Annotated in this window: 28 protein-coding genes and 2 pseudogenes; 18 read left to right on the top strand and 12 right to left on the bottom strand. The window is 62.1% G+C overall.

Going from position 1 to position 26,528, the window contains the following annotated elements; genetic code table 11:
* Together Q3C01_RS21635 and Q3C01_RS21630 are read left to right on the top strand one after the other, a co-directional pair.
* A pseudogene (locus Q3C01_RS21635) lies at positions 1-382 on the top strand (hypothetical protein); the annotation flags it as partial.
* A 353-nt stretch (positions 383-735) separates the two neighbouring features.
* On the top strand, positions 736-909 hold the full coding sequence (locus Q3C01_RS21630) for a hypothetical protein (RefSeq protein WP_458147328.1): 174 nt from the start codon (positions 736-738) through the stop codon (positions 907-909).
* A 36-nt stretch (positions 910-945) separates the two neighbouring features.
* Here Q3C01_RS21630 and Q3C01_RS21625 read toward each other — a convergent pair whose 3' ends face one another.
* The 7 genes from Q3C01_RS21625 to Q3C01_RS21595 all read right to left on the bottom strand — a co-directional run bounded on the left by Q3C01_RS21625 (position 946) and on the right by Q3C01_RS21595 (position 7,230).
* Complete coding sequence (locus Q3C01_RS21625; RefSeq protein ID WP_458147324.1) at positions 946-1,659, bottom strand: GntR family transcriptional regulator; 714 nt, start codon at positions 1,657-1,659, stop codon at positions 946-948.
* A gap of 72 nt (positions 1,660-1,731) precedes the next feature.
* On the bottom strand, positions 1,732-2,535 hold the full coding sequence (locus tag Q3C01_RS21620) for an aspartate/glutamate racemase family protein (RefSeq protein ID WP_458147323.1): 804 nt from the start codon (positions 2,533-2,535) through the stop codon (positions 1,732-1,734).
* A 16-nt stretch (positions 2,536-2,551) separates the two neighbouring features.
* Positions 2,552-3,274 (bottom strand): ABC transporter ATP-binding protein, encoded by a 723-nt coding sequence (locus Q3C01_RS21615; RefSeq protein WP_458147322.1) that lies wholly within the window; start codon positions 3,272-3,274, stop codon positions 2,552-2,554.
* A gap of 3 nt (positions 3,275-3,277) precedes the next feature.
* Positions 3,278-4,057: an ABC transporter ATP-binding protein gene (locus Q3C01_RS21610; RefSeq protein ID WP_458147321.1), complete on the bottom strand. Its 780-nt coding sequence runs from the start codon at positions 4,055-4,057 to the stop codon at positions 3,278-3,280.
* Between the two features lie 3 nt (positions 4,058-4,060).
* Positions 4,061-5,038, bottom strand: a complete 978-nt coding sequence (locus Q3C01_RS21605) for a branched-chain amino acid ABC transporter permease (protein ID WP_458147320.1) — start codon at positions 5,036-5,038, stop codon at positions 4,061-4,063.
* Between the two features lie 2 nt (positions 5,039-5,040).
* Positions 5,041-5,907, bottom strand: a complete 867-nt coding sequence (locus tag Q3C01_RS21600; protein ID WP_458147319.1) for a branched-chain amino acid ABC transporter permease — start codon at positions 5,905-5,907, stop codon at positions 5,041-5,043.
* 123 nt (positions 5,908-6,030) lie between these two features.
* Positions 6,031-7,230, bottom strand: coding sequence for an ABC transporter substrate-binding protein (locus Q3C01_RS21595; protein ID WP_458147318.1), 1,200 nt, complete (start codon positions 7,228-7,230; stop codon positions 6,031-6,033).
* 167 nt (positions 7,231-7,397) lie between these two features.
* Here Q3C01_RS21595 and puuE point away from each other — a divergent pair.
* From puuE to Q3C01_RS21580, 3 genes and pseudogenes are all read left to right on the top strand, one after another.
* Positions 7,398-8,426, top strand: a pseudogene (gene puuE, locus Q3C01_RS21590) (allantoinase PuuE); the annotation flags it as partial.
* A 24-nt stretch (positions 8,427-8,450) separates the two neighbouring features.
* The gene (locus Q3C01_RS21585) at positions 8,451-8,987 is read left to right on the top strand and encodes an ureidoglycolate lyase (RefSeq protein ID WP_458147317.1); all 537 of its coding nucleotides are present in this window, start codon (positions 8,451-8,453) and stop codon (positions 8,985-8,987) included.
* Between the two features lie 45 nt (positions 8,988-9,032).
* Positions 9,033-9,872 (top strand): bifunctional allantoicase/(S)-ureidoglycine aminohydrolase, encoded by an 840-nt coding sequence (locus Q3C01_RS21580; RefSeq protein WP_458147316.1) that lies wholly within the window; start codon positions 9,033-9,035, stop codon positions 9,870-9,872.
* Between the two features lie 349 nt (positions 9,873-10,221).
* On the opposite strand, the gene Q3C01_RS21575 is transcribed toward Q3C01_RS21580, so the two are convergent.
* Positions 10,222-11,409 (bottom strand): acyltransferase family protein, encoded by a 1,188-nt coding sequence (locus Q3C01_RS21575; protein WP_458147315.1) that lies wholly within the window; start codon positions 11,407-11,409, stop codon positions 10,222-10,224.
* 456 nt (positions 11,410-11,865) lie between these two features.
* Between Q3C01_RS21575 and Q3C01_RS21570 the strand changes: the two genes are divergently transcribed.
* Entirely contained in the window at positions 11,866-12,039 is a 174-nt protein-coding gene (locus Q3C01_RS21570) for a hypothetical protein (RefSeq protein WP_458147314.1), read from the top strand.
* Between the two features lie 352 nt (positions 12,040-12,391).
* Here the strand turns inward: Q3C01_RS21570 and Q3C01_RS21565 are convergent, their stop codons facing one another.
* The 4 genes from Q3C01_RS21565 to Q3C01_RS21550 all read right to left on the bottom strand — a co-directional run bounded on the left by Q3C01_RS21565 (position 12,392) and on the right by Q3C01_RS21550 (position 15,853).
* Positions 12,392-12,586, bottom strand: a complete 195-nt coding sequence (locus Q3C01_RS21565) for a hypothetical protein (protein WP_458147313.1) — start codon at positions 12,584-12,586, stop codon at positions 12,392-12,394.
* A 409-nt stretch (positions 12,587-12,995) separates the two neighbouring features.
* Complete coding sequence (locus Q3C01_RS21560; RefSeq protein WP_458147312.1) at positions 12,996-13,199, bottom strand: hypothetical protein; 204 nt, start codon at positions 13,197-13,199, stop codon at positions 12,996-12,998.
* A gap of 123 nt (positions 13,200-13,322) precedes the next feature.
* The gene (locus Q3C01_RS21555) at positions 13,323-14,618 is read right to left on the bottom strand and encodes a spinster family MFS transporter (RefSeq protein WP_458147311.1); all 1,296 of its coding nucleotides are present in this window, start codon (positions 14,616-14,618) and stop codon (positions 13,323-13,325) included.
* A gap of 44 nt (positions 14,619-14,662) precedes the next feature.
* The gene (locus tag Q3C01_RS21550) at positions 14,663-15,853 is read right to left on the bottom strand and encodes a Rieske 2Fe-2S domain-containing protein (protein WP_458147310.1); all 1,191 of its coding nucleotides are present in this window, start codon (positions 15,851-15,853) and stop codon (positions 14,663-14,665) included.
* Positions 15,854-16,026: 173 nt separating this feature from the next.
* On the opposite strand from Q3C01_RS21550, the gene Q3C01_RS21545 reads away from it, so the two are divergent.
* The 12 genes from Q3C01_RS21545 to nuoF all read left to right on the top strand — a co-directional run bounded on the left by Q3C01_RS21545 (position 16,027) and on the right by nuoF (position 26,527).
* On the top strand, positions 16,027-16,542 hold the full coding sequence (locus Q3C01_RS21545; RefSeq protein WP_458147309.1) for a MarR family winged helix-turn-helix transcriptional regulator: 516 nt from the start codon (positions 16,027-16,029) through the stop codon (positions 16,540-16,542).
* Positions 16,543-16,736: 194 nt separating this feature from the next.
* A complete protein-coding gene (locus Q3C01_RS21540; RefSeq protein WP_458147327.1) occupies positions 16,737-18,995 on the top strand; it encodes a TonB-dependent siderophore receptor in 2,259 nt (752 codons plus the stop codon).
* Positions 18,996-19,017: 22 nt separating this feature from the next.
* The gene (locus Q3C01_RS21535; protein ID WP_458147308.1) at positions 19,018-20,154 is read left to right on the top strand and encodes a PepSY-associated TM helix domain-containing protein; all 1,137 of its coding nucleotides are present in this window, start codon (positions 19,018-19,020) and stop codon (positions 20,152-20,154) included.
* Positions 20,151-20,360: a hypothetical protein gene (locus Q3C01_RS21530; RefSeq protein WP_458147307.1), complete on the top strand. Its 210-nt coding sequence runs from the start codon at positions 20,151-20,153 to the stop codon at positions 20,358-20,360. Before Q3C01_RS21535 ends, Q3C01_RS21530 begins: the two co-directional genes overlap by 4 nt.
* A gap of 265 nt (positions 20,361-20,625) precedes the next feature.
* A complete protein-coding gene (locus tag Q3C01_RS21525; RefSeq protein WP_008136158.1) occupies positions 20,626-20,991 on the top strand; it encodes an NADH-quinone oxidoreductase subunit A in 366 nt (121 codons plus the stop codon).
* Complete coding sequence (locus Q3C01_RS21520) at positions 20,982-21,572, top strand: NuoB/complex I 20 kDa subunit family protein (RefSeq protein ID WP_371929919.1); 591 nt, start codon at positions 20,982-20,984, stop codon at positions 21,570-21,572. Before Q3C01_RS21525 ends, Q3C01_RS21520 begins: the two co-directional genes overlap by 10 nt.
* Before the next feature lie 11 nt (positions 21,573-21,583).
* A complete protein-coding gene (locus Q3C01_RS21515) occupies positions 21,584-22,195 on the top strand; it encodes an NADH-quinone oxidoreductase subunit C (protein WP_458147306.1) in 612 nt (203 codons plus the stop codon).
* A gap of 2 nt (positions 22,196-22,197) precedes the next feature.
* Positions 22,198-23,394 (top strand): NADH-quinone oxidoreductase subunit D, encoded by a 1,197-nt coding sequence (locus Q3C01_RS21510; protein WP_458147305.1) that lies wholly within the window; start codon positions 22,198-22,200, stop codon positions 23,392-23,394.
* Complete coding sequence (locus Q3C01_RS21505; protein WP_458147304.1) at positions 23,394-24,356, top strand: FkbM family methyltransferase; 963 nt, start codon at positions 23,394-23,396, stop codon at positions 24,354-24,356. Before Q3C01_RS21510 ends, Q3C01_RS21505 begins: the two co-directional genes overlap by 1 nt.
* Before the next feature lie 12 nt (positions 24,357-24,368).
* Complete coding sequence (nuoE, locus tag Q3C01_RS21500; protein WP_458147303.1) at positions 24,369-24,980, top strand: NADH-quinone oxidoreductase subunit NuoE; 612 nt, start codon at positions 24,369-24,371, stop codon at positions 24,978-24,980.
* Positions 24,980-25,186: a hypothetical protein gene (locus Q3C01_RS21495; RefSeq protein WP_458147302.1), complete on the top strand. Its 207-nt coding sequence runs from the start codon at positions 24,980-24,982 to the stop codon at positions 25,184-25,186. Before nuoE ends, Q3C01_RS21495 begins: the two co-directional genes overlap by 1 nt.
* A gap of 15 nt (positions 25,187-25,201) precedes the next feature.
* Positions 25,202-26,527, top strand: coding sequence for an NADH-quinone oxidoreductase subunit NuoF (gene nuoF, locus Q3C01_RS21490; protein ID WP_458147301.1), 1,326 nt, complete (start codon positions 25,202-25,204; stop codon positions 26,525-26,527).
* The last annotated feature ends 1 nt before the right edge of the window (position 26,528 follow it).

The following is a 26,528-nucleotide window of genomic DNA, read 5'->3' as shown; positions in this document are numbered from 1 at the left end:
CCACGTCGACAAAGGGTATCGCGGTCACAACTATCCGCATCGGTTCAGGGTCTGGATCTCTGGGCAGGTCCGCCGCGTCACAGCTTCCATCCGTCGCGAGATGAAGCGCCGCGCGGCGGTCGAGCCCGTCATCGGCCACGTCAAGGCCGAGCACCGCATGGACCGGAATTATCTCAAGGGACGTCTCGGCGACCGCATCAACGCTGTCCTCGCCGGCGCCGGCTACAACTTCGGCCTGCTCCTGAGATGGCTCGCAGAGCTCTTGCGTGTCATCATCCGAGCCTTTATCGAGACCGTCCCGGCTCAACACATCGCTTGGGCCGGGGCGGCGCGTCAGTTCTTCACGGGCGACTATCGTCGGATGGTCCGGCAGATCAGCTGAGGCGAGGGGTGTTCATCGAGGGCTTGAGCGCGCGCCGTTCACCGACGCGTTTCAGTCGAGGGCCGAGGCGAGGCTTGCGGTTCACGCCTGCCCGTCGGCAGAAGCAGGCCCAACTGGTCAGCACGTCGTTTGACGGAAGCTGTGTGGCGTCCAAGCTGCTTCGCGATCGCTGGCGCACTCGTCTTCAGACGCGCAAGTTCGATCAAGAGCCTAGTCTCGTCTTCAGTCCAAACACGCGGTTTTGAGGACTCCATGGCCATCGTTCGCTCCAGCGATCGAACCTGGATGAATTGCAAGGATGATTCGGGCACTACGAGGGCGATGTTGACAATGGCCGAGTGAAGGAGAGCCAGATGACGGAAGAAGGCGGGCGCTTCATCGAGGGCGTCTGGGCTATCTTCGGCTACGGCAACGTCGCCGGTCTGGGCGAGGCGCTGCACGGCATTGGCACGTCGTTGCCGACCTGGCGCGGCCAGAACGAGCAGACGGTCTCGATTGGGTCTTCAATTGCCCCCGGGAGGCCTTAGGATCCCCGCCGAAGGCGAGCTCGCGACGCACGGACGTTAAGCATCCTGAATCAGAATGTCGGTCAGGCTCTTTTCGTCGCGCGGTCGTGGCGTCAGATCCAGTCCTGTCAGCAGATCGGCTAGATGGCTTGTCATCAGCTCGGCTGCGACGTCGGCGTCGTGGCGGGCGATTGCGTCGACCAGATGATGATGAGCATGGCTTGCACAGATGGTGTCGCGCCGGATCCAATACAATGCGATGATTAGCGAAGAGCGCGTGACGAGGTCGGCGACGATCTCGCACAGGATCGACTGCGACGCGATCTGCGAGACCTCAACATGAAAATTGGCCGACAGCATCAGCGCGTCGCTGTCGCGTCCCTCACGTACCGCTTCGTGCTCCTGATCGAGATGGGCGCGCAGCCGCGCCACGTCGTCGGCCGTAGCGCGTGCGGCGGCAAGCGCTGCCGCGCGCGCCTCGACCAGCATGCGCATTTCGAAGATCTCGCGGGCTTCGGTCTGCGAGGGTTGTGCCACGAAGGCGCCGCGGTTCGGCTCCAGGCGCACGAGGCGATCGTGCGCGAGCGCCTGCAGCGCGGACCGGATCACGGTACGGCTCACCGCGTAGATCGAAGCCAGTTCGTCTTCGGGCAACTTGGTGCCGGGCGCCAGCCGATGGGCAAAGATCGCATCCCGCAGACGGGTGTAGGTCGCGGACCACCGCGCCGCTGGTTTCAAGGAGTAGGTCTGTCGGTCTTCGGTCGTGTGCATGGCCTCAGGAGCTGGACGGAGATAGCGACGGTGCAAGGTGCGATTTGATTTGTGCACGCGTTCTCATCGTCATCATATCGTGTGCTTCCCTGCAGGTGAAGTGGCGAGCGGGCGGGACGTGACGTCCGGCGCGGGCTGTGCCTGCGGAGCTTCTGGCGCGAACGCGGCAAACAGGCCATCATAAGGCTTGGCCCGCGGTGCGGCATAGCCGCCATGCTTTGATGTCTTGTGGCCGAGGCTCACCAGGCCTTCAGCGAGTTTCACCGCCGCGCCGACGCCGTCGACAACGGGAAGGCCGTGCTCGCGCGATAGCTCGGCAGCGAGATCGGCCATGCCGGCGCAGCCCAGCACGATCGCTTCGGCTAGGTCCTCGACCACGGCCTTGGCGATCTCGGCCGAGATGCGTTGGCGTGCGTCCGAGCCGGGAATCTCGAGATCGAGCACCGGTATTTCCGATGCCCGTACCCGCGCGCAGCGGCTGGCCAAGCCGTATTTGGTGAGGTTGTGCTCGATTGCCGAGACCGAGCGTGACAACGTCGTCACAACGCTGAAACGACCTGCCAGCAGGCTCGCCATGTGGAAAGCGGCCTCGCCGATGCCGATGACCGGTGCGGTGGTGAGGCAGCGCGCCGCATCCAGCCCAGTGTCGTCGAAACAGGCGATGACATAGGCATCCACGTCTGGCGCAGCGCGCATCTGCGCCAGCAGACCTGGAATCGAGAATACCTCGTCATAGTAGCCTTCGATGCTCGGCGGGCCGTATGTCGGATTGACAGCCAGGATCGCGGTGCCGGGAGCTGCGGCTGCTTGCGCCGCCGCGCCGATCTTTTGCGTCATTGATGCAGTAGTGTTGGGATTGATGACCAGAATGCGCATAAGTGGTTACCTGGACTCACAGTTCTCCGCCGAGATAGAGGGTCTTGATGCGTTCATCGTTGATGAGCTCAGCCGAAGACCCGGAGAGCGCGACGGCTCCGGTCGAGAGCGCATAGGCGCGGGCGGATATTTTGAGCGCGACGCGCGAATTCTGTTCGACCAGCAGCACGCTGACCTGCTCGTCGCGATTGATGGAGACGATCGATCGTGCAATGTCCTGCACCAGTTTCGGGGCAATGCCGAGTGAGGGCTCGTCGAGCAGAAGCAGCGTCGGCCGGCTCATCAGTGCGCGGCCGATGACCAGCATCTGCTGCTCGCCGCCGCTCATGGTTCCCGCCGGCTGGTTGTAGCGTTCGCGTAGCCGCGGGAAGCGCGTAAGTACCGCCTCGAGCGTGTTGGCGATTTCGGCCTTGTCGTGGCGCGTGAAAGCCCCCATCAGGAGATTGTCCTTCACGGACATCAGTGGAAATGAGCGGCGGCCTTCCGGGACCATCGCGATACCCATCTTCACCAGCTCATCGGGGGCACGGCCATCGATGCGCTGGCCGCGAAACCGAATTTCGCCCTTGCGGATCTTGCGAAGGCCGGTGATGGCTCGCAAGATCGAGGTCTTTCCCGCACCGTTGGCACCGATCAGCGCCACGGTCTCGCCCTCGTTGACCTCGAGCGAGACGTTTCGCAGGGCGTAAACCTGGTCGTAATAGAGTTCGACTCCGGAAAAGGTGAGAAGCGGCTCCATCGACTACATCCCGATCGATTCGTCGGCGCTGCCGAGATAGGCCTCGATCACACGCGGGTTTTGCTGGATCTCCGTCGGCGTTCCTTCCGCGATCTTCTCGCCGAAATTCAACACGACAATGCGGTCGGAAATCTTCATGACGGCGGGCATATCATGCTCCACCAGGAGGACGGTGACGCCGCGATCGCGTACCGCGCGCACCAGCTGGACCGCACGTCGGGTTTCGTCATGGTTCATGCCGGCAAAGGGTTCGTCGAGCAGCAGGATCCTGGGATTGGTGGCAAGTCCGATGGCTATGCCCAGCGCGCGTAGATGGCCTTGCGGCAGGGTGTTGGCCAACTGTCCCGCGATCGTTCCGAGACCGAGAAAATCAAGGATCTCGTCAGCAGAGCGGGCAAACTCGCGCTCGTCGGCGCGCGCGATCGTCGAACCAGCGTAGAACCCGAGCAGGCCGGCGCGCGAACGCAAATGGTGGGCGATGATGACGTTGTCGCGCACGCTCATCGTCTTGAATATGGTGGTTTCCTGGAAGGTACGTACGACGCCGGCACGCGCCACGACGTGGGGGGCCAGACCGGAGATGCGGTTGCCGCGCAGAAGCACTTCGCCATCGCTCGGTCGCATGAACGAGGCGATCAACTTGAACAGGGTCGACTTGCCGGCGCCGTTCGGCCCGATCACCGAAAGAATCTCGCCCTCGCGCACGGAGAAAGAGATTCCATTCACGGCGACGAGGCCACCGAAGCGCTTGGTGAGAGATTTGACCTCAAGCAACTCCGCCATGGCTCAGCTCTCCTTCCGCCGCGGCGCAAACAAGCTGAGAATGCCGTTGGGCAGCACGAGCATCAGCGCGATGAGCACCGTGGAATAGATCAGCAGCTGGTACTCACCCGTTCTGAACAGAAAATCCCAGCCGAAATACAACACGAAGGTGCCGACCAACGGGCCTATCACGTACCCCAAGCCGCCGAGAAAACAGTTCAGCATGAAATTGACTGAATCGGCGACAGCGAAGCTCGACGGATAGATCGATTGCGCGATGGCGACGAACATGGCGCCGCCAATCCCGCCCAGGAACGAGGAAATCGCATAGGCAATGATACGCAACGCCGCGACGTTGACGCCGATCGAGGAGGCCAGCTCTTCATTTTGCTGAAGCGACAGGCAGAGTTGCCCGATGCGAGAATGGACCAGGCGATAGACGCCTGCGAATACCAGCACCATCAGCGCCACCGTCACGAAATAGAACGCCTGGCGCGGGTTAGTCAGCGTTGCAAAATCCGGCAGCAGCGTGAGGCCGAACAGGCGGATCGCGCCTGGGGGCGGGATGTCGGTGATGCCTTTGGCGCCGTTGGTCAGCGGCACGGCGAGCGCCGAGAGCCGCGCCACTTCCGTCAGCACAAGCGTTACCATCGCGAAATAAACGCCGCGCAGCCGCAGGATCGGCAACCCGATCAGGATGCTGATGCCAGCGCAGAACAATCCGGCGAGCGGCAAGCTGAGCCAGAACGAGACGCCACCGGCTGTGACGAGTATCGCCGAGACGTAGCCGCCGAGCAGCGCATAGGCGCCCTGGCCGATGTTGATGCGGCCGATGAAGAAGGTCAGCCACACGCCTGCGCTGGCGATGCTCAGAAGCGCGACAGAGGTCAGCGTATAATAGAGATCGCTGCGGCCACTGACCGCGATCAGCCAGGGCACAAGGACGAAGGCTACGACCAAAAACAGCGCCAGGGCCGAGACTTTGGATGCGGTGCTCGTCATCGTCAGCCCCACGGTTTGCCCATAAGCCCGTTGGGACGGATACTCAGGAACACCATCAAGGCTGCGAAGATCACGAGGTAGGTGATGTCTCCATAGGCATGCAGCACCGATAGGCCCACCGACTCGAGCATGCCGAGAATGAAGCCTCCGGCTATGGCGCCGCCGACCACGCCGGCGCCGCCGATCATCACCATCAGGAACGCCTTGATCGATATCGGCCCTCCAATGCCGGAGTTGACGCCGGTGATAGCGACCAGCAGGCCGCCGACCACCCCCGCCAACATCGCGCCGAGCGCGAATCCGATCATGGAATAGCGATCGACATTGACGCCCATCAGCTGCGCGGCGACGCGGTCCTGAGCCAGCGCCCGCATCGCCCGTCCGGGACGGCTGAACTGCATGTAAGCCATGAAGCTCGCGATCAACACCAGGGCAATGACGCCGACGGCGATCTTGTCATAAGGGATGATCAGCCAGTCGACGTTGAGCACGCCGTTGACGATCTTCGGCACACCGCGCTGCTTCTCGCCGAACAACAGCAGGATGACCGCATCGAGGAAGAAGGCCGTACCGGCGGCGAGCAGCATGGTGCTCTCGTCGCGTACGCTACGCCGGATCACGGTGCGGAATAGAAACCGCTCGAACAGGGCGCCGATGATCGCCAGCGTCACGCCCGAACAGGCAAGCGCCACCACGAACGGCAGGTGCAGTTGGCCGTAGATCGTATAGGTGACGAAGCCGCCGAATACGTACATCTGACCATGCGCGAAATTCAGCACGTTCATCAACGCGAAGATCAGCGTCAGGCCGAGCGCGATCAGGGCGTATTGTGCGCCGAGGTAAAGGCCGTTCACGATGACCTGTGTCATGTGCAGTCCCGTTCGAGGAGCGCGACCAATCCGTTGCGCGCTAAGGCTTGCGTCAGCGGCGGCAAGGCGAGGGGCGAACGACGCCAGCCTTAGGCTGTCGTCGCCCGCACCCGGTCAGACCTGTCAATCGACGTCGGCGACGAACAGCGTTTCGAACTTTCCGTTCTTGTATTCAGTGACGACGAGTGGCACGGCGAGTTGACGCTTCTGGCCGAAGGAGGTGGTGCCGACGTAGTGCAGCATCTTGTCGCCCTTCACGTAGGGATTGGGCGCCGAAAAGCCGTCAATGGTTTTCTTGTACTCGGCGATATCGTCGATCGCCTTGGGGTTCGCCTTCAGAGTATCGATGATGTATTGGAGGGCGTACACCTTGGTGTTCGACTCGTCGTTGTATTCGCCGAACATTTTCGTATAGCGCGCGATGAAGTCATCCATCGCCTTGGAGCGGATCTCCGGGGTCGAAGCGCCGCCGACCGAGATGAAGCCGTTGGCAAGTTCGCCCGCGCCTTCCTCGAGCACCTTGGCATCCTGCGCAGTTTCGGTTGAGAGCAGACCCTGATAGCCGAGTTCGCGCGCGGCGCGGATCAAGAGTGGCGCGTTGGCCGGGGAGACGCCGGACAGCACCAAGAGATCGGGCTTCAGCTTGACGATCGGCGTCAGCACCGGTGTGAAGTCGCGTGTGTCGTTCTGGTAGGTGTCCTTGTCGGCGACCACCTGGAGGCCAAGCGCGTGGGCCGCCGCGACGCCGCCATCGCGTTGACTGAGCGGATCAGATTCATTAGCTGCGACGAAGGCGATCGTCTTTACGTTCTTTTTGTCGTGCAGATATTTGTAGATCGCCGGGCCCGATTGATAGTTTGCGACCATGCCGAGCACCGCATTAGCGGCAGGCTTGGTGTAGAGCGCCTTCGGGAAGGCGTAAGGGAAATAGATTATGCCCTTAGCTTCCGCCACGGGGCGCACCGCGGCAGCGCCGTCGTCGACATTCGGCCCCACCACATAGTGGATGCCTTCCTGGGCCATCTTCTCCATGCCTGCGATGGCGCGCTTGGGATCTTTCTGGTCGTCGAAGGTGACGATCTTGATGTCGTAGGTGCGATCGCCAATCTTGACGCCGCCGGCCTCGTTCCATTGCGCCGCAAGCGTCTGCATCGATCGTACGTTCGAAGTGCCCCAGGCCGCGGCGGGACCGCTGGTCACGCCGACGAAGCCGATCTTCAATTCGGTGTTCGCCGCCTGTGTCGGCTGCGCGCTGGCCGCCATCAAGGCCAGCATTGAGGCTCCGATCAGAGCCGATTGCACAGCAGAATGCTTCCTGATCATCACACGTCTCCTCCGTTGAATAAGTCAACGCCCGACATTCCGGGACACCCCGTCGCAGGTCTTGGGCGGATCAAACGCGTCCGCCCCACAATTGTCAACAATCGAATTATGTTTTGTAAACAATTTGTCCTTGCGTTAGTATACAATGCCTGCGATGGGCGCCATGGATGAAGCGTCTCGTTCAACGTTCGGAGTTGAGCCGCTTGTTTGACATTGAGCAGGATTATCCGCGCGATCTGATCGGCTATGGCCGTAGCCGGCCTCAGCCCGCGTGGCCTCGCGAGGCTCGCGTGGCGCTGCAGTTCGTCATCAATTATGAGGAAGGCGGTGAGAACTGCGTCCTGCATGGCGATGCGGCGTCGGAAGCTTTTCTCTCGGAGATCGTCGGCGCCCAACCTTGGCCGGGGCAACGACACGTCAACATGGAGTCGATCTACGAATACGGCTCACGCGTGGGATTCTGGCGGCTGTGGCAGATGTTCACTGAACGTAACATGCCGGTCACCGTCTATGGCGTTGCCTCCGCCATGGCACGCAATCCGCGGGCGGTGGCGGCGATGAACGAGGCCGGCTGGGAGATCGCCAGCCATGGCCTGAAATGGATCGACTATCGCAACCACACGCTGGAAGCGGAACGTGCGGACATCGACGAGGCGGTGCAGATTCACGCGGCGGTGGCCGGTGCGCGTCCGCTTGGTCTCTACCAGGGGCGTAGCTCAGTGAACACACTGGCTCTTGGCGCGCTGGAAGGCGGCTTTCTTTATCTTGCCGATGCTTACGCGGATGAGTTGCCTTATTGGCAGCTCATTGCAGGTCGTCAGCAACTGATCGTTCCCTATACATTAGACGCCAACGACATGCGCTTTGCGACGCCACAGGGTTTCAACAGCGGCGATCAGTTCTTGAGCTATCTCAAGGATTCGTTCGACGTGCTCTACGCCGAAGGCGGTGCAGGCAATGCCGGCATGATGTCGGTGGGACTGCACTGTCGCTTGGTCGGCCGGCCCGGCCGCGCCGCGGCGCTTGCGCGTTTTCTGGACTATGTGCAGGGCCACACAGATGTCTGGGTGGCGACGCGGCTCGACATTGCGCGCCATTGGATCCGCCATCATCCACCCGAAGGTGGCTACGAGCGCGGGCGCATGGGCCCCGCTCTTGTTGCCGAGGTGTTCGGCGATGCCGCAAACGATTTGCCATAACATGGTCACCGGAGTCGAACGATGTTAACTCTTCCGGTCGTGGCGCTGACAAAGGCAGAATTTGCGCCCTTCGGTGAAGTCATCGAGACAGATGACGTGACACCGAAGCTGATCAACGAAGGATTTGCCCGCCGCTACGATGATCTGGCCAGGATTGACGTCGCATCGGAAGGCGGGGACGTCAACGTAAGCCTGTTCATCGGTGCAACAAGACCAGCTCCGATCGTCATCAGGCTCATGGAGCGTCATCCGCTCGGCAGCCAGTTGTTCATTCCATTGAACGATATGCCTTGGTTCGTGGTCGTGTGCACAGATCCCCGCGATCTTTCGAGCTATCGGGCGTTTGTTGCGTCGGGACGGCAGGGCGTGAACTACGCGCGCAACTGCTGGCACCATCCTCTGCTGGTCGCCCGGGACGCCAGCCCGTTCGTTGTTGTCGATAGAAAGGGGCCGGAGGTTAACCTCGAAGAAATGTGGCTCGAAGAAGCAAGCTGGCTTCGTGTCGTGCCCGATAGAGCAGTGGAAACATATTCGGGCAACACCGCGAAGCAGGGCTAACACCTCCGCGAACGTCCGTAAAAATAGTCTTTGGGAGGCATAAAAATGCAGTCTCGCTATCACGTGCAAGCAGGGGGGCATCCACCCCAGAGCGAACTTTTGACTGGTCGCGCGGTGTTTACGGACGCCTATGCGGTGATCCCCAAAGGCGTAATACGCGACATCGTGGCCAGCTACCTTCCTTTCTGGGATAATACCCGTGTTTGGGTGCTGGCTCGGCCTCTGTCCGGCTTTGCAGAAACTTTCTCTCACTACTTGATGGATGTCGCGTCGGGTGGAGGAAGTGAACTTCCGGAGCCAGACCAGGAAGCGGAAGGCGCGCTGTTCGTCGTTGGAGGCAAGCTAACGTTGACGCTCGACGCGACAGAGCAAGTACTGGAGCCTGGAGGTTTTGCATATCTTCCGCCCAAGTGCCGCTGGAGCGTAAAGAACCGCAGCTCCAATGCGGTGCAATTTCACTGGATCCGAAAGCTATATCAGAGCGTGCCGGGCCTTGCCGCGCCAGAAGCAATCGTCGCAAACGAAAGCTCCATCGCGCCAACGCCGATGCCGGGCACCGACGGGCGGTGGGCGACGACGCGCTTCGTCGAGCCGTCAGATATCAGGCATGACATGCACATCACCATCGTCACTTTCGAGCCCGGCGCGTCGATCCCATTTGAAGAGACGCATGTGATGGAGCACGGACTCTATGTTCTTGAGGGCAAGGCGGTCTATCGGCTCAACCGGGACTGGGTCGAGGTGGAAGCCGGAGACTACATGTGGCTCCGTGCTTTTTGTCCCCAGGCGTGCTACGCGGGCGGCCCCGGACGATTCCGCTACCTCCTCTACAAGGACGTGAATCGGCATATGGAGCTGCGGGCCTTGCGACCAATAGCGCCGTAGCGGGCGATCGCAACGGCGTATGCCCGAGGCGACCTATATTGCGCTACGCGAGCCCCGGACTATCGCAGGCACTATATTGAGGGGCTGATCGATCCGCAGGGCTTAAAGTTTGTGATCAAACGTCCGTGCAAGCATCCATCATGTTTCTGGGCCAACGCGAGCACCCCAATGGTCAGGAAACCCACCAAGACAAGTCCGGCTACGATATTCTTCATCATGGCCATCACTCCGGGCAATTCTTCGGTGATGTTCGATTCACTGCATCCGAACCATCGGCCGCAAGCTGATCGCCGAATATGCAAAGGGCGCCGCCCTGAAGCTATCCGCACGCAGCTTGAGCTGATACGATCTAAAGCACGTGCCTTGCGCCCGGGATCTTTTGCAATGCTTCAGTCGCGCCCCAGCTCAGGAAGACAGTGAGCACGAAAGCGATCAAGCCCTTGGCAATCGCCGGGATGTCGAAGTCGAACATCCAATAAACCAGCCAAAGCACAATCGGGTAGTGCACCAAGAACATGCCGTAGGCAGCAGGCTGCATAGGATCGAGGCTGCTCCAGCCTGATTGCCTGAATCTCAAGAAATAGGCCAGGATCGCAAACATGATCGCCACGCTGAAGGTCGCGAAGAACAGTGCATAGATTGCTTCATACCAGTCGGGCAGCGGGGACGGGTTTCCGAGTATTTCGCGCTTGACGTAGATCAGCATCCACATGAGGCAATAGGGTACGAGTGCTAGAAGCGTCCAAGCCCAGCTGCGCTTTGCGAGCTGGCCATCGGAAGCCAGTAATCCGCGGTCCAGGTACCTGACGCCAATGCCCGCACCGAAAAAGAAGTAGGTCGCATACAGTAGTACGCGCCCGTGCTGAACCGAGAACGGTCCGAACTCGAACCAAGTGAATGGTCCAAAGTGAACCAGACCCGGGATGTAGAACACGGCGGTGACGGCAAGCATGGCTGCGAAGAATCGCGCTGGATGGTCATGGCCGTGCAGCGAAAGGCGATTGATCGGATCGATAAGTGTGGGCGAGAGCTTGTAGAGGACGCTTGCGATGACGTCGAAGGTAAGCAACACCCAAAGGAACCAGATCGGGCCGCTCGGCCAAGGTCCTTCGGTGATGGTTTTCCACCAGAACTCGGTGAAGCTGACGTCTGGATGCTGACGCAGTTCAATCGCGTAGTAGGCTAACGGGATGATCGTGAAAGCACAAACCACGAAAGGCAAACCGAGCCGGATCAGGCGATCGCGCAGATAGTCCAGCGGTCCCTTGCGCGCGAGTCCCGGCCAGACAAACAGACCCGACAGAAAGAAAAACATCGCCATGAAGAAGCTGTCAGTGGCGAGCACGATCATGTCAAAACCGATCCACGACTTTGGATCGGTATGACCGAAATGAGTGTATGGAATGACGGCGTGATGGAGCAGTACCACCAGCGTGAGGAAGGTACGGGCGCGGTCGAGTGAGGCGCTACGCGCTTTTGCTTTTGGCGGTGCCTGAACATCCGCTGGCACTGCGGTCTGCGAGATTGATGTCATCATGCACCTCGCTAACCGGAGAGTTTATATCTTCCGCCGAGGTAACTGTAGAAAGCAGCGAGATGAGTCGTTGCTCTCAATCTTGCCTGGATTCAGTCGTCCGCTACGCTCCTCAATTGTACCAAGACTTCGACCTTGGCGCAACTTTACGGGCAAATCGCGAACGTAGGGACGCACTTCATCGGTCTGATCGCATCATCGGAAAGGGTCAAAACCAAACTGTTTGGCGCGATTTGAGATCGGCTCAGCCAGCATTGCGAACAGAATCAACACGGGCTGTTATTGATGTCTTCTGAGCGGCGGTTTTTGCGCAAATGATCCAGCCGTCTCGGCTCACCGTGGCGGCTTCTTTTTTTGACGAGAATGTGAGTGCCAGTGGTGAACTGCTTCACAGCGGTTTTGTGGACCAATCCTAAAGTTATCGCGCAACGAAGGGCTATTTGAATAGGATTTTTGGTCATGGAAATTGCACAACATTCGGCGTCCATGCCGCCTCTTGTTCGCAGCTACGACGGCTTGATCATTTTCGGTTACGCGGCATGCGCCGTTATCTTGCTTGCCGCGATCTATTTCGCTTCTGGCGGCCCAAGCTTCACTGATGCTGACCTGTCAGTCATGGCGATGATGCCCTGATGCGATTGGCCCTATGGACACTTGGCGGCTCGCTTCTGATCGCTGTATGCATTTGGGCGTTGATTGGTCCGCCAGAGGTGGACGCGACTAGCGTGTTTCTGGTCATTGCCAGACACTGAGAAGCGAAGCATCAGTTTGCTCACTGCTGCGTTGCCGCGTCATGTCCGACCGAACGGCCAGATACTTGAAATTCGCGGAGGAATGCCGGGAGCGCGCGGTTAACACGCGCGACCCTGCAGACGAGAAAGCATGGCTTGCACTAGCCGATGATTGGCTAAAGCTCGCAGGCAACGACCGTGACGCCGCTGGCGGTTCTCCTGCATCGGACTTAACTGCGGGGGAGGGGCGGGCGTTACATCTTCTCCGGTGAAAATCGCGATGGCTGCACGGTCAGCCGGTACGCAACCTCGCTGGAGCCGTCGAAGACCTCCAGAACGCGTTCACAGACCAGGCACTTGTAGTACCCGGGTTTACCCTTGCGGAATTCTAGCTCGATCCGGCGATAACCGGCTGAGCAATCAGGGCAGGTCACGTCGCCCTTTTTCATCTAGCCCCCGTAAAAGTACCACCACCCGACCTTAACACGGGATACGGCGCTTTGGTGGCTCACCGGCCAATTAGTAATATTATTGCGACCATCAGCACGACGACGCCTATAGCGGGGACGATGATCCAGAAGGTTTCGCTTCTCACAGAGCGCACAGTTCCATGTAGCGCGCTGCTTCGATAGCTATACGCGGGGATATTGGGACACTACGAGTTTCAACTTCAGCCAATTTGGGCGCTCGTTAGTACCTGCCGAAAAGACCGGCCGGTCACACCGGAGGTCGCGGGTTGGAGCCCCGTCTCTCGCGCCATTGAATCAATGGTTTAGCTCGGATTTTTCCAGAATTGCCAGAAGTAAAAAGCCGCCCGGAGGCGGCCCTGGTGTCTGTCCGAAATGGTCCGTTTCGGCCCTAGCGGATCTCCGACGTGCCCGAGCTGGTCACGACCACGGGCTTGCCGGCCTTCATGACATGATTGGTCTGGGCGGTCTGGCTGAGATCGACACTGGTCCGCGCCGCGATCCCGAAGGCTGCCACTGCGATACCGGCCACCAGCGCCACCACCACGATTTTCAGGTGCGTCGCACGATCAGCAGAGTGAATGGAGTGGTTCATCTGAGCCTCCCGACGGGCTTTCCCGCCCGTCTGTTGGCTCACCTTCTAAGGACGATCTGTTTCCGGATGGTTTCGCGCCTTCGGCAAAATGGTTTCATCTGCGGGGCGGCTTGAGGAGCCGTTTCAGGCCGCCGCCCGGGCGATATCGGTCCGGATCGTCCGCGCGGCCCAGACGAAGAGCAGGGCGCCCACGGTGGTCGTGACCGCCGCCGACAGCAGGGAGTAGCGGACGGCTTCCGCGCCAAAGCCGGCCTTCAGCGCGTCGTTGATCATGCCGACGATGAGCGGGCCGAGTCCCTGGCCGAAGCAGGTCGCGGTCAGGGCAATGAGTGCGGAGGCCAGCGCACGCATGCTGGGCTTTGCCACCGTCTGGGCGATCGCAAAGATCGGTCCGAGATGGAAACCGACCAGGAACGAGGTCAGCGCCAGCATCGCGACCATGGTCGCGAAATCCTGCGTCAGCATGCACAGCGCGAACACGGGGCCGGCCAGCCCAGAGGTGACCGCGGGTGCCCAGAGCTTCCAGCGATCGTCGCGGCGGCTCACTTGCGCCACGACGAAGCCGCCGAGCAGGGTGCCTGCCATCCCGGCGAGCCCCTTGAAGGTCCCTGCATAGGTGCCGATCTCGGCACTCGACAAATGATGCACACGCGCCAGGAAGGGCGGGATCCACGCCGCGGTCGCATAGTTCGTATAGGTCGTGAGGCAGAAGCCGATCAGCACGATGATGAAGCTCTGCTGGGAGGCGAGGAAGCGCAGCGTCGGCCCGAGCGGCTCGGGCGTGAATGTCTCCTGCATGGCGCCGCGTTTCGGCTCGGAGATCGTCAGCCACAGGACGGCCGCAAGGAGGATGCCGGGAAGGCCCGCGACGTAAAAAGCCATCCGCCAGCCATGGTGCTGGTTGACATAGCCGCCGACGAAATAGCCGAGGAACACGCCGAGATAGGTGCCGATGGCATAGATGCCGAGCGCGCGCGGCCGCTCGTTCTTGGCAAAGAGATCGGCAACGATCGATTGGGAAGCCGGCGAGCCGGCGGATTCGCCGATGCCGACGCCGATCCTGGCAAGCGCCAGCGAGGTCACGCTCGTGGCCATGCCGCACAGCGCCGTCATCGCACTCCAGAACGCGAAGGCGAGCGCGACGATGTTGCGCCGGTTCAGCCGGTCAGCCATGCGTGCAATGGGAATCCCGAGCAGCGAATAGAACAGCGCGAATCCAAAACCGGCCAAAAGGCCCATCATGGTATCGCTGAGCTGGAACTCCTTCTTGATCGGCTCGATCAGGACGTTGAAGATGGTGCGGTCGAGAAAGTTCAGCGCGTAGATGATGGTGAGCAGCCCGAGCACGTAGTAGCGCCGCGCGGACGGCTTTGCGGCTGTGGCCGTCTGCGCCGGTACGTCTGACGTCACATCGACCATCGCTTCCCCTGACTTGCCGTTGTTGTTTTCGTTGATCTGCTCGTCTAGGCGTCGCGGATGTAATTCCCCGCTTCGAATGCGACCGGCGGCGCGCTCGGATCGAAGGAGACGCCGATCGGGTCGCGGCCTGCGGCGAGCGCCTCGAGTTGATCGGTCAGCATGCGCCGGATCATCAGGACGCCGCGGTCGCTCTGGCCGAAATGCTCCTCGGAGTGGATCGTCACCGGGCCCTGGCCGACCTGGGCTTCGTAGTCGCCGGGAAACTGCTGGTGCTCGGCCTCACTCATGTCCCACCAGAACTTTCCGTTGAACTTCGAGCGCATGCGGCCGATGTCGCCGGCATTCTTCACACGTCCGGCAACATAGATGCGGAACGAGGTGTCGTCGATCGGAAGCACCCAGCCGATCGACTCGACGCGGGCGAATTGCGCCACACGCGGGTTCGGCACGACGCGCAAGGTGGGCAGCGCCGCCTCGCTGACGCGGTAGAACACCTTGCCGTCGTCCTGCTTGCGTTCCGAGCGCACGAGGACCCCGCGCGGCGATTTCTCGAACTTCACCTCCGGTATCGAGGCCATCATGTTGGTGAATTGCGGACCCGAGAACGAGCCGTGCAGCACCGGCACGTGGTAGGGGTCGACCACGTTCTCGAAATGCTGCAGCCAGTTGCACGGGATGACGGCAGGTCCCCCGCCGCCGATCGATGAATCGTCGGCCTCGACGAGTTCGCCCTCGTCCATGGTCTCCAGGCATTCGTAAGCCGGCAGGACCGGGCGTTTCTCGGCCGGACCCATATAGGCGAAGATCAGGCCGTAGCGTTCCTCGACCGGGTACCAGGGCTGGCGCACCTTGTCCTTGAACTGCCCGCTGTCGGGCTCGCAGGGCTGCTCGAGGCAGTGACCCTGCGTGTCGAACTTCCAGCCGTGATAGCAGCAGCGGATGCCGTCCTCCTCGACCTTGCCGTAGTACAGCGTCGTGCCGCGGTGGCAGCAGCGCGCGTGCAGCAGGCCGACGCGGCCATGCTTGTCGCGGAACAGGACGAGGTCCTCGCCGAGCGCGCGGACCTTCCTAGGGGTTTCGGTGGCGTCGGAGACGAGGCCGACGGGGTGCCAGTAGCGCCGGAGCAGTTCACCCATGGGTGTACCGCGAGTGACCGAGGTCAGCTCGGTGCGCGTATTTGCCTCCCGCATCGCATAGGCCGTGCCGAGATCGCGATCCCGCTGGGTGATAGTCATGCCGTTTCCTCCCGCCTGCGGCTCGTTAGCCGCCGGTCGTGTTCTGCCCGTTGAAGCAGTCGACAATAGATCGATGACAATGTCAACGATATTGCGAATGCCTCTAACAATCATTTTAACCACCCGTCCTTGCGCCCCTTGGCAGGCCGTTTGTTTGTTGGCAGAGGTGACGCATGAGCCTGAAGCCGAGCCGAGGCGGGCGGATGTCGCCCGACGTTGAGGACGACGCGCCGCCGGCGCCGATCACCGTGATGCTGTCGTCGCGGCTGATGGTGCTCGCCAATCTGCTCAAGCGCGGCGCCATCCTGCGCTACAAACGCGTCGTCGGACTGAACTCGGTGGAGTTCGGCCTCGTCGCCTCGCTCGGCCGGCGTCCGCCGATGAGCGTGGCGCGGCTTGCCGAAGCCGTCGGTCAGGACAAGGGACAGATCAGCCGCGCGCTCGCGGGCCTGTCGTCCCGCAAGCTGATCGCGAAAACGCCCAATCCGCACGATAGTCGCGAGGTGCTGATCTCGCTGTCCAAGGCGGGGCTCGCCGCTCATGACGCGATCGTTGCCAGCGCGCAGGAGCGTAATCGGCGCCTGCTCGAGCAGTTGAGCAAGGACGAGTTAAATACGCTGCTGGCGCAGATCGATCGCCTGACCGCGGCCGCTGAGCAGATGCTCGAGGCGGAAAAGGATCCGGACTGATCGTCCCCACCGAATTTCGAACGGCCCATGTTGGAAGCGTTCTTGGAAGTTCTCTAAGAAGTTTTCTAAGAGGCATTCAATTAGGCCTTCCGCACCCGCTCGCTTAAGCGTCGCTGCAACGCATGTCGTCATTCGCACTGACGGCATGGAACAACAAACGTCGCAGTTGGGGTGGTGCGTTGAACTATCTTGGAATGCTGCGGTCGGCGGGGCTTGCGACCGCGTCCGCTTTGGTGCTGTTGCCGCAAGCTTCGGTCGCTCAATCCTCGGGATCCGCGTCGCAGAGCGGCGCGCAAACCTTGCCGCCGGTTACCGTGGCTTCGCCTGAGCCCCGCCGCCGCGCGGCGGCCGCGGCGCCGCGTCGAACGCCGCGGGCAGCACAGAGCGCGAGCGAGAGAAAGCCGCAGCCTGAGCGCAATGTCGGATTCGTCGAGACGCCGCGCGGCCCGGTCCACGGCTATGTCGCTGGCCGCAGCTCGTCCGGCACCAAGACCAACACGCCGATCATGGAGACGCCGCAATCGGTGTCGGTCATCGGCGCCGAGCAAATCCGCGACCAGAAGCCGAACAAGCTGGACGAAGTGCTGCGCTATTCGGCAGGCGTGCGCGCCGGAACCTTCGGCGCCGACACCCGCAACGACTGGTGGCTGATCCGCGGCTTCAAATCCGACGACGTCGGTCTGTTCCTCGACGGCATGCAGCTCTTCTACACGTCCTATGCAAGCTGGAAGCTGCAAACGCCGAACATGGAGCGCGTCGAGGTGCTGCGCGGCCCGTCCGCGGTGCTTTATGGCGGCTCGAGCCCGAGCGGCATCGTCAACGTCATCAGCAAGATGCCGCCTAGCGAGCCGATCCTCTACATCGAGACCGGCGTCAACAATTTCGGCAATGCCTATGTCGGCTTCGATGTCGGTGGTCCCGTCGCGACGAGCCCCGAGAACGGCAAGCTGTTCTATCGCGTCGTCGGCCAGGTCCAGAACGGCGGCACGCAGGTCGACTTCACGCCTGACAACAACTACTTCATCGCGCCGTCGCTGACCTGGAAACCTGATGCCGACACGACGTTCACCGTCCTGGCGTCGGCGTCGAAGCAGGATACCCGCGGCATCAACTTCCTGCCCTATCAGGGCACGGTGACCAACGCACCGTTCGGCCGCATCCCGACGAGCACGTTCCTCGGCGATCCCAGCATCGACAAGTTCACGCGCGAGCAGGAGATGCTCGGCTACCAGTTCGAGCGCAATCTCAACGACAGCCTGACGTTCCGGCAGAATGCGCGTTTTGCGCATGTCGACGTGACGTATCGCGGCCTCGTCGCCAACGGCTACTCCAACGCCACGACGGGCGACATCGCGCGCTACAATTGGTATGCGAAGGACACGGCCAACCAGGCCAATCTCGACAACCAGCTGGAGTATCGTTTCGACACGGGCCTGCTGAAGCACACGATGCTGTTCGGCGTCGATCTGCGGGGCTACCAGATCGACGACTATCAGCAATTTCAGTTCGGCACGACGCCTTCGATCAACATCTTCAATCCGGTCTACGGTCTCAATGTGCCATTCACGACCGGGCCGTTCCGCAACTACCTGATCACCCAGAAGCAGGCCGGCACCTATCTTCAGGACCAGGTCAAGCTCGGCAATTTCACGCTGGTGGTGAGCGGCCGCAACGATTGGGTCGAGACCACCCAGGCCGCGCGCGACACCGGTGCCACGGTCGCCAGCCGGGACGACAGCAGGTTCAGCGGGCGCGCGGGGCTGATCTACAATTTCGACAGCGGTCTCGCGCCCTATGTCTCCTATGCGACGAGCTACAATCCGGTCATTGGCCTCAATGCCAACAACCAGTTGCTCCTGCCGGAGACCGGCAAGCAGGTCGAGGTCGGCCTGAAGGTGCAGCCGAAATGGTTCGATGGCTACTTCACGGTCTCGGCCTTCGACCTGAAGCGTCAGAACGCGCTGACCACCGATCCGTCGAACGTGTTGTTGCAGAACCAGACCGGCGAGGTCACCTCGCGCGGCATCGAGCTCGAGGCGGTGGCCAATGTCACGAAGGAGCTGAAGCTGATCGGCGCCTTCACCAGCTATCATCTCTTTACCAGCAAGGACCTGGATTCATCGCTGATTGGCAAGACGCCGACCAACACGCCTGAGCTCCTGGCCTCGGGCTGGGCCGACTACACTTTCAAAGAGGGACCGCTCGCGGGCTTCGGCTTCGGCGGGGGCGTGCGCTACGTCGGCTCGTCCTGGGCCGACACCGCCAACACGCTCGAGGTTCCGGCCGTCGTGCTGGGTGATCTCGCGCTCCACTATGAATGGCAGAACTGGCGCACAGCACTGAACGTGATCAACGTGACCGATAAGATCTACGTCGCGAGCTGCGCCTCGGTGACGTCCTGCTTCTACGGCGATCGCCGGCGCGTCACCGCCAGCGTGTCGTACAAGTGGTGAGGGCGGGCGAGGGGATCGTGTCGTGAAGGCGCGTACCGTCAGGCTCTGGTCCGTGGTCCACACCTGGACCAGCCTGATCTCGACGATCTTCCTGCTCCTGCTCTGCCTGACCGGTCTGCCGCTGATCTTTCATCACGAGATCGACGAGCTTCTGGGCTATGCCCCCCAGCCCGAAGCTCACGCGGGCGCGGCTCGTGCGACGACCCGGGAGGTCGCCGACGCCGCGCTCGCGGCCGATCCGGGGCGGGTGCTGCAATATATCTCCTGGGACAAGGACGAGCCGGGGATCGTGCTCGCATTCACCAACAGCGCGCCGGACGGGCGGCCGGACAATGCCTCCGTGCGGGCCTTCGATGCGGTCTCGGCCAGGCTGCTCGGACCCGCCGGCGTCGGGCCGATGCTGATCGTGCTCAAGCTGCACACGGACATGTTCGCCGGCCAGGCCGGAAAGCTGTTCCTCGGTGGGATGGGGCTGCTGTTCGCGGTCGCTATCATCTCCGGCGTGGTGCTCTATTGGCCGTTCACCCGCCGCCTGCGCTTTGCGACCATCCGCTACCGCGCCGCGCGCCGTGTGGTCTGGCTCGACTGGCACAATCTGATCGGCGTGGTTACGGTGGTCTGGGCGCTGGTGGTGGGATTGACCGGCGTGATCAACACCTGGGCCGAGCTGATGCTCGATCAATGGAAGGCGACCGAGCTCGCCAGCATGGTCGCCCCCTATGCCGGCAAGCCGCCGCCGGTGCATCTGGCCTCGCTCGACGGCGTCGTCGCTCGCGCCAAGGCGGTCGCGCCGGGCATGGACATCGCGTTCATCGCCTTTCCGGGCACCCCGTTCACGTCATCGCACCATTTTGCGGCGTTCATGCGTGGCGATACCGCCCTCACGGCGCGCCTGCTGAAGCCTGTCCTGCTGGACGGAGAGACCGGGGAGGTCGCCGACAGCCGGGCGCTGCCCGTCTACCTCCAGGCGCTCTTGATTTCGCAACCGCTGCATTTCGGCGACTATGGCGGTATGCCGCTGAAGGTGATCTGGGCTGCGCTCGACGTGCTCACGATGATCGTGATCGGCAGCGGTCTCTATCTCTGGCTGGCGCGGCGGCGGAAGCGGCGGCCCGCCCGCGCCGACGCATTCGCCAAACGGGCCGCGGTCCCGTCATGATGCATGGCTCGCCCGGCCGCTCGCGCCCATGGATACGGGTTTTCGGCGCGCCAGTTCTGATTGCGGTGGCGACGTCGATCGGCCTGCTCGCAGCGCTGCTCTGGGGCGAGATCGGCAAATATGTCGCCTGGGTGACAGTCGGCTTTCCCGTGCTCGTCATTTTCTGGGCCTGGCAGCGTCGCAGCAGGACGGCAAAGCCGTCCTAGACACCTCGAGACGCAGTTTGACATGCTCCGCGCGGGAGCGTTTGCCGATGGCGGGGAGACCGACAGGGATGCCCTTGCTGGGGCGGCCATTCTGCTCCATACCAACCGCGGGGCGATTCCGGGATTTCCACTGTTCTGGGGGCGGCAAAGGGCCTAAAAACAGCGTGTCTTGCACCCTTTGGTGCACTGCGCTAAGGCTCAGAATAATTCCAAACCGGAACGAATCCGCGGGCCACCCGAGGCTTGCGGGAAAAAGGGCTCGCCAATGAGCGGCATTCTGCAGAACTATCTTCCACTTGTGGTCTTTATAGGGGTAGCGGGCCTGATTGGCCTCGTGCTGCTGATCGCCCCCTTCATCGTGGCCTTCCAGCAGCCGGATCCGGAAAAGCTGTCGGCGTATGAGTGCGGTTTCAACGCCTTCGACGACGCCCGGATGAAGTTCGACGTCCGCTTCTACCTGGTCGCCATCCTCTTCATCATCTTCGACCTCGAGGTGGCGTTCTTGTTCCCCTGGGCGGTAGCGTTCGGAAAGCTTGGTGCGACCGGCTTCTGGTCCATGGTGGTGTTCCTCGCCGTGCTGACGGTGGGGTTTGCCTATGAATGGAAGAAAGGGGCACTCGAATGGGATTGAACCCTGCCACACCGTCCGCCGGTCCGGTTCTCGCGCCGGCTCCGAAGGGCATTCTGGATCCGTCGACCGGCAAGCCGGTCGGGGCCAACGATCCGTTCTTTCTCGAGGTCAATCACGAGCTGTCCGACAAGGGCTTCTTCGTTGCTGCGACCGATGACCTCATCACCTGGGCGCGCACCGGTTCGCTGATGTGGATGACCTTCGGTCTCGCCTGCTGTGCGGTCGAGATGATGCAGGTCTCGATGCCGCGCTACGACGTCGAGCGCTTCGGCTTTGCGCCGCGTGCCTCGCCGCGCCAGTCCGACGTGATGATCGTCGCGGGCACCTTGACCAACAAGATGGCCCCGGCGCTGCGCAAGGTCTACGACCAGATGCCTGAGCCGCGCTACGTCATCTCGATGGGCTCCTGCGCCAATGGCGGCGGCTACTACCACTATTCCTACTCGGTCGTGCGCGGTTGCGACCGCATCGTGCCGATCGACATCTACGTGCCGGGCTGCCCGCCCACGGCGGAAGCGCTGCTCTACGGCGTGCTGCTGTTGCAGAAGAAGATCCGGCGCACCGGCACCATCGAACGCTAAGGTTTTACGTCATGGACGACGGCAAGCTCGACGCCCTTGGGCAAACGATCGTTAGCGCGCTTCCGGGCGCTGCCACCGGTCACACGGTGGCCTTCAACCAGCTCACGGTGGACGTCGAGGCCGCCAAGATCGTCGAGGTGGTCAAGTACCTCCGCGACGATCCGAGCTGCCGCTTCGTCAACTTTACCGACGTGACCGCGGTGGATCATCCGTCGCGCGAGAAGCGTTTCGACGTCGTCTATCATCTGATGTCGCCGACGCTGAACACCCGGATCCGGCTCAAGGCTCAGGCCGACGAGACCACCCAGGTGCCATCGCTGATCGAGGTGTTTCCCGGCACCGACTGGTTCGAGCGCGAGACCTACGACCTTTATGGCGTGATCTTCGTCGGCCATCCCGACATGCGTCGTATCCTCACCGATTACGGTTTCGAGGGGCATCCGCTGCGCAAGGACTTCCCGCTCACCGGCTTCGTCGAGGTCCGCTACGACGACCAGGAGAAGCGGGTGGTGTACGAGCCTGTCCGGCTCAACCAGGAATTCCGCAAGTTTGATTTCCTGTCGCCGTGGGAAGGGGCGGATTACCCCCTCCCGGGAGATGAGAAAGCAGGACCGAAGGCCTGATCATGAACGAGCAACCCGAAAACCTTCGCAATTTCACCATCAACTTCGGGCCGCAGCATCCGGCCGCCCACGGCGTGCTGCGCCTCGTGCTTGAGCTTGACGGCGAAGTCGTCGCCCGCGTCGACCCGCATATCGGCCTGCTTCACCGCGGCACCGAGAAACTGATCGAGCAGAAGACGTACTTGCAGGCGATCCCATATTTCGACCGGCTCGACTACGTCGCGCCGATGAACCAGGAGCATGCCTTCTGTCTCGCCGCCGAAAGGCTGCTCGGCATCGAGGTGCCGCGCCGGGGCCAGCTGATCCGCGTGCTCTATTGCGAGATCGGCCGCATCCTCTCGCATCTCCTCAACGTCACCACGCAGGCGATGGACGTCGGCGCGCTGACCCCGCCGCTGTGGGGCTTCGAAGAGCGCGAGAAGCTGATGGTGTTCTACGAGCGCGCCTCGGGCAGCCGCATGCACGCGGCCTTCTTCCGCGTCGGCGGCGTGCACCAGGATCTGCCGCCCAAGCTGATCAACGACATCGAGGCCTGGTGCGATCCGTTCCTGAAAGTGGTCGAAGATCTCGACCGCCTGCTCACCGCCAACCGCATCTTCAAGCAGCGCAACGTCGATATCGGCGTGGTGCCGCTGAAGGAGGCCTGGGAATGGGGTTTCTCGGGCGTAATGGTGCGCGGCTCCGGCGCGGCCTGGGACCTGCGCAAGGCGCAGCCCTATGAATGCTACGCCGAGATGGAATTCGACATTCCGATCGGCAAGAACGGCGACTGCTACGACCGCTACCTGATCCGGATGGAAGAGATGCGCCAGTCGGTGCGCATCATGAGGCAGTGCATCGAGAAGCTGAAGGCGCCGGACGGGCAGGGGCCGGTCGCGGTCGAGGACAACAAGGTCTTCCCGCCGCGCCGCGGCGAGATGAAGCGCTCGATGGAAGCGCTCATCCATCACTTCAAGCTCTACACCGAAGGCGTCCACGTGCCGGCCGGCGAGATCTATGCCGCGGTCGAGGCGCCGAAGGGCGAGTTCGGCGTCTATCTCGTCTCCGACGGCACCAACAAGCCCTACAAGTGCAAGATCCGCGCGCCGGGCTTCGCCCATCTGCAGGCCATGGACCACATCTGCAGGGGCCATCTGCTCGCCGACGTCTCGGCAATCCTCGGCTCGCTCGACATCGTGTTCGGAGAGGTCGATCGGTGATGGCGCCGGCGCCAATCCAGTTTGACCGCGCCTCGGGGGCCCTTGAGGGGGCCAACCTGTGGGAGCGGACGGCTGCCTTGGCGCTGGTGACGGGATCGAAGATCTCCTCGCACTTCTCTCATATGGGCTACATCGCGTGCGCCAATCTGCTGCGCAAAACGCTGCCCGAGCGCAACATCGCGATCAAGCTCAACCCGGACGCCGTGTTCGAGTTTCCTTACGGCGACGGCTACTGGAGCAAGCTGCTCAACCGCTCCTACAATTACGAGGACGAACTGGAGCTGTTGTTCGCCGACTCCGTCGACGTCGATTACACGCTGCTCGATTGCGGCGCGAATTACGGCTACTGGTCGGTGCTGGTGTCGAGCGGGCCGTTCGGCGCGCACCGGGCAATCGCGATCGAGCCGTCGGGGCAGAACTACCCGAAGCTTGCGAACAATGCGCACGTCAATGGCAACCGTTTCGAGATCATGAAATGTGCGATCGGTGCCGAGCGCGGTACCGCACGCCTCTCCGGCACCAAGCACGAGGCTTTCAGCATCGCGGGCGCCCCCTCGGCGGGTGGTGAGGAAGTGCCGGTGCTTGCACTCGACAATCTGCTCGATGACGGCAAGGTCGAGGCGAACGGCAGATATCTGATCAAGCTCGACGTCGAAGGCGTCGAGATCGAGGCCATCAAGGGTGGCACGCGGCTTCTTGAAGGCGACAGCGTGATCATGTGCGAGGAGCACGGAAGCGATCGTTCGCACGCGGTGTCGCGCTACATCCTCGAACAAACCCCGCTGAAGCTGATCGTCTACGATCCCAGCACCAATCGCCTGGAGACGGTGACCGAGCTCTCGATCCTCGATCGCATCAAGGTCTCCACCCACGTCGGCTACAACGTATTCGGCACCGCAAGCGCATTCTGGCAGGACAGGATCGATGCCCTGAATGCGAAGGCTGCGCGCCGTATCCAGTGAGAGATTGAAGAGATGTCCGTTCGCCGCCTAGCGCCCAAGGAAGTCCAGCCCGCGAGCTTTGCGTTCACGGAGGAGAACCTCGCGTTTGCGAAGCAGCAGATCGCGAAATATCCGGCCGGCCGTCAGGCCTCGGCCGTGATCGCGATCATGTGGCGCGCGCAGGAGCAGAACGACGGCTGGGTGTCGGAAGCCGCGATCCGCGTGATCGCCGACATGCTCGACATGGCCTACATCCGCGTGCTCGAAGTCGCGACCTTCTACACGATGTTCCAGCTCGCGCCCGTCGGCAAGAAGGCCCACGTCCAGGTCTGCGGCACCACGCCGTGCCGGCTGCGCGGTGCCGAAGACCTGATCCACGTTTGCGAGAGCCGCATCCATCACGAGCCCTTCCACCTCTCCAAGGACGGCAATTTCAGCTGGGAAGAGGTCGAGTGCCTGGGTGCCTGCGTGAACGCGCCGATGGTGCTGATCGGCAAGGACACCTATGAGGACCTGACCAAGGAGAGCTTCGGCAAGGTGCTCGACGGCTTTGCTTCCGGCAATCCGCCCAAGCCCGGCCCCCAGAATGGCCGTCAGTTCTCGGCTCCCATCACCGGACCGACCACGCTGAAGGAGACCACCTGATGCGTGATCTCGCGACCTCAGCAGCGGGAAGGGGTGGCGCCGTGAAGAAATGGGGCTTCGTCGCCATGCATGCCGCCGTCGCGGCCGCCTTCATCTTCCTGCTGCAGCGCTTCACCCTGAACGCGTCGCTGGAATCCAGTCTGCTCTGGGCGTTGACCTTTGCCGTCTGCGCCGCCGGGCTTGCCTACAAGCAAGCCAACCGTTGATCGGAAAGCACTGAAATGCTCGAGGACAAGGACCGTATCTTCAAGAACCTCTACGGCCTCCATGATTGGGGGCTCGAGGGCGCGCGGCGCCGCGGCGCCTGGGATGGCACCAAGGCCATCATCGACAAGGGCCGCGACTGGATCATCAACGAGATGAAGGCCTCGGGCCTGCGCGGCCGTGGCGGCGCCGGCTTCCCAACCGGCCTGAAATGGTCGTTCATGCCGAAGGAATCGACCGACGGCCGGCCGAGCTACCTCGTCGTCAACGCCGACGAGTCCGAGCCCGGCACCTGCAAGGACCGCGAGATCATGCGTCATGATCCGCATCTCCTGATCGAGGGCTGCCTGATCGCGAGCTGCGCGATGAATGCGCACGCCTGCTACATCTATGTCCGCGGTGAGTTCATCCGCGAGCGCGAGCACCTGCAAGCCGCGATCGACCAGGCCTACGAGGCCAAGTTGATCGGCAAGGACAACGTCAACGGCTGGCCGTTCGACCTCTACGTCGCCCACGGCGCCGGTGCCTATATCTGCGGCGAAGAGACCGCGCTGCTCGAGAGCCTCGAAGGCAAGAAGGGCCAGCCGCGCCTGAAGCCGCCGTTCCCGGCCAATGTCGGCTTGTTCGGCTGCCCGACCACCGTCAACAATGTCGAGTCAATCGCGGTTGCGCCTGATATCCTGCGGCGCGGCGCGGCCTGGTTCGCCGGCATCGGCCGTCCCAATAATGTCGGCACGAAGCTTTTCTGCATCTCCGGCCATGTCGAGCGTCCCTGCAACGTCGAAGAGGCCATGGGCATTCCGTTCCGTGAGCTGATCGAGAAGCATTGCGGTGGCATCCGCGGCGGCTGGGACAATCTGAAGGCCGTGATCCCCGGCGGCTCCTCGGTGCGCATGGTGCCGGCTGAGCAGATCATCGACACGCCGATGGATTTCGACTCCTTGAGCAAGCTGCGCTCGGGCCTCGGCACCGCGGCGGTGATCGTGATGGACAAGTCGACCGACCTGATCCGCGCGATCGCCCGCATCTCCTATTTCTACAAGCATGAGAGCTGCGGCCAGTGCACGCCGTGCCGCGAGGGCACCGGCTGGATGTGGCGCGTCTTGACCCGCATGGCCGAGGGCCGCGCCCACAAGCGCGAGATCGACATGCTGCTGGAGGTCACCAAGCAGGTCGAAGGCCACACCATCTGCGCGCTTGGCGACGCAGCCGCCTGGCCGATCCAGGGCCTGATCGCGCATTTCCGTCATGAGATCGAAGCGCGCATCGACCAGTATTCGCACAAGGCCGACATTGACGATGCCGGCGTCCGCGATCCCGTGAACATGGTCGCGGCGGAGTAGG

Source organism: Bradyrhizobium sp. UFLA05-109, from assembly GCF_054185165.1.
Note: the sequence above shows the minus strand (reverse complement) of the source record. Positions and strands in the feature narration are given on the sequence as shown.

Coding starts and splice junctions, on each gene's coding strand:
- Q3C01_RS21580 (WP_458147316.1), top strand. CDS start 9,033: ATGCAGTCTCGCTATCACGTGCAAGCAGGGGGGCATCCACCCCAGAGC.
- Q3C01_RS21550 (WP_458147310.1), bottom strand. CDS start 15,853: ATGACTATCACCCAGCGGGATCGCGATCTCGGCACGGCCTATGCGATG.
- Q3C01_RS21510 (WP_458147305.1), top strand. CDS start 22,198: ATGAACGAGCAACCCGAAAACCTTCGCAATTTCACCATCAACTTCGGG.
- Q3C01_RS21515 (WP_458147306.1), top strand. CDS start 21,584: ATGGACGACGGCAAGCTCGACGCCCTTGGGCAAACGATCGTTAGCGCG.
- Q3C01_RS21625 (WP_458147324.1), bottom strand. CDS start 1,659: ATGCACACGACCGAAGACCGACAGACCTACTCCTTGAAACCAGCGGCG.
- Q3C01_RS21555 (WP_458147311.1), bottom strand. CDS start 14,618: ATGGTCGATGTGACGTCAGACGTACCGGCGCAGACGGCCACAGCCGCA.
- Q3C01_RS21525 (WP_008136158.1), top strand. CDS start 20,626: ATGAGCGGCATTCTGCAGAACTATCTTCCACTTGTGGTCTTTATAGGG.
- Q3C01_RS21495 (WP_458147302.1), top strand. CDS start 24,980: ATGCGTGATCTCGCGACCTCAGCAGCGGGAAGGGGTGGCGCCGTGAAG.
- Q3C01_RS21530 (WP_458147307.1), top strand. CDS start 20,151: ATGATGCATGGCTCGCCCGGCCGCTCGCGCCCATGGATACGGGTTTTC.
- nuoE (WP_458147303.1), top strand. CDS start 24,369: ATGTCCGTTCGCCGCCTAGCGCCCAAGGAAGTCCAGCCCGCGAGCTTT.
- Q3C01_RS21630 (WP_458147328.1), top strand. CDS start 736: ATGACGGAAGAAGGCGGGCGCTTCATCGAGGGCGTCTGGGCTATCTTC.
- Q3C01_RS21620 (WP_458147323.1), bottom strand. CDS start 2,535: ATGCGCATTCTGGTCATCAATCCCAACACTACTGCATCAATGACGCAA.
- Q3C01_RS21605 (WP_458147320.1), bottom strand. CDS start 5,038: ATGACGAGCACCGCATCCAAAGTCTCGGCCCTGGCGCTGTTTTTGGTC.
- nuoF (WP_458147301.1), top strand. CDS start 25,202: ATGCTCGAGGACAAGGACCGTATCTTCAAGAACCTCTACGGCCTCCAT.
- Q3C01_RS21585 (WP_458147317.1), top strand. CDS start 8,451: ATGTTAACTCTTCCGGTCGTGGCGCTGACAAAGGCAGAATTTGCGCCC.
- Q3C01_RS21595 (WP_458147318.1), bottom strand. CDS start 7,230: ATGATCAGGAAGCATTCTGCTGTGCAATCGGCTCTGATCGGAGCCTCA.
- Q3C01_RS21610 (WP_458147321.1), bottom strand. CDS start 4,057: ATGGCGGAGTTGCTTGAGGTCAAATCTCTCACCAAGCGCTTCGGTGGC.
- Q3C01_RS21575 (WP_458147315.1), bottom strand. CDS start 11,409: ATGATGACATCAATCTCGCAGACCGCAGTGCCAGCGGATGTTCAGGCA.
- Q3C01_RS21520 (WP_371929919.1), top strand. CDS start 20,982: ATGGGATTGAACCCTGCCACACCGTCCGCCGGTCCGGTTCTCGCGCCG.
- Q3C01_RS21615 (WP_458147322.1), bottom strand. CDS start 3,274: ATGGAGCCGCTTCTCACCTTTTCCGGAGTCGAACTCTATTACGACCAG.
- Q3C01_RS21545 (WP_458147309.1), top strand. CDS start 16,027: ATGAGCCTGAAGCCGAGCCGAGGCGGGCGGATGTCGCCCGACGTTGAG.
- Q3C01_RS21505 (WP_458147304.1), top strand. CDS start 23,394: ATGGCGCCGGCGCCAATCCAGTTTGACCGCGCCTCGGGGGCCCTTGAG.
- Q3C01_RS21570 (WP_458147314.1), top strand. CDS start 11,866: ATGGAAATTGCACAACATTCGGCGTCCATGCCGCCTCTTGTTCGCAGC.
- Q3C01_RS21565 (WP_458147313.1), bottom strand. CDS start 12,586: ATGAAAAAGGGCGACGTGACCTGCCCTGATTGCTCAGCCGGTTATCGC.
- Q3C01_RS21560 (WP_458147312.1), bottom strand. CDS start 13,199: ATGAACCACTCCATTCACTCTGCTGATCGTGCGACGCACCTGAAAATC.
- Q3C01_RS21600 (WP_458147319.1), bottom strand. CDS start 5,907: ATGACACAGGTCATCGTGAACGGCCTTTACCTCGGCGCACAATACGCC.
- Q3C01_RS21540 (WP_458147327.1), top strand. CDS start 16,737: ATGCTGCGGTCGGCGGGGCTTGCGACCGCGTCCGCTTTGGTGCTGTTG.